Raw genomic sequence first — 1,034 nt, 5'->3', positions numbered from 1 at the left:
CTAGGTGTGTAGTCCCTGAGTGTGATGGTGCATCATTGAACCTGAGTCGTCAGGAAGAGGATGCATTATGGGAAGTATTCTTCACGGCAGCGCCCGCACGACGCCGCGTCTTCGAGCCGAACTCCAAGCGTCGCAAGAAAGTACCCGGTCCCTTGCCGCCCGCTACGGCCTGAACTCGAAGACGGTGGCCAAATGGCGCGAGCGGACCACGACGGCCGATGCACCGATGGGGCCTAAGTCTCCCAAGAGCACGGTGCTGACGCCGGCTGAGGAGGCCATCGTGGTGGCTTTCCGGCAGAAGACGCTGCTGCCACTGGATGACGTGCTGGGCTGCCTACGCGATACCATTCCCAACCTTAGTCGCAGCGCGCTGCACCGCTGCCTGCAACGCCATGGCATATCCCGACTACCGGTCGAGGAAACCAAGGAGCGGCGCAAGCGGTTCAAGAACTACGAGATGGGTTACGTCCACATCGACAGTTGCGAGTTGCGGCATGCCGATGGAAAGCTGGTCATGTTCCTCGCCATCGACCGGGTTTCGAAGTTCACCCATGTCGAGTTCCACGACTGCGCTGGAAAGATGGAAGGCGCAGCCTTCCTTCGGAACGTGGTCGAGGTTTTCCCCTACAAGATCCACACCGTGCTTACCGACAATGGTATGGCCTTCGCCGACCTGCCCAAAAACCGCACCGGCCCCAGCCGCCGCTTCCTAGGCCCGCATATCTTCGACCGCGTCTGCATCGCTAACAGCATCGAGCATCGGCTGACCAAGCCCTACCATCCTTGGACGAACGGCCAGGCCGAGCGGATGAATCGAACCATCAAGGACGCCACCGTCAAGGTCTACCATTATGACGACCTGGAAAGTCTCAAGGCCCATGTCCTGGCCTTCGTCACTGCTTACAACTTCGCCAAACACCTCAAGGCGCTCCGATGGCGAACGCCCTATCAAGCAATCTGCAACGCCTGGACAAGGGACCCGTCAATCTTCAAAATCAATCCGCACCATCTCATTCCGGGACCACACACCTAGC

At 59.2% G+C, this 1,034-nt stretch carries 1 protein-coding gene; it reads left to right on the top strand.

Annotated features, from left to right (window positions below; translation table 11 throughout):
* Window positions 1-67: 67 nt before the first annotated feature.
* Entirely contained in the window at window positions 68-1,033 is a 966-nt protein-coding gene (locus tag IB244_RS31535) for an IS481 family transposase (RefSeq protein WP_192306984.1), read from the top strand.
* The last annotated feature ends 1 nt before the right edge of the window (window position 1,034 follow it).

Origin of the sequence: Rhizobium sp. RHZ02 (assembly GCF_014851575.1) — a bacterium.
Classification (GTDB): domain Bacteria; phylum Pseudomonadota; class Alphaproteobacteria; order Rhizobiales; family Rhizobiaceae; genus Rhizobium; species Rhizobium altiplani.
This window is presented reverse-complemented; position numbering and strand designations above follow the sequence as displayed.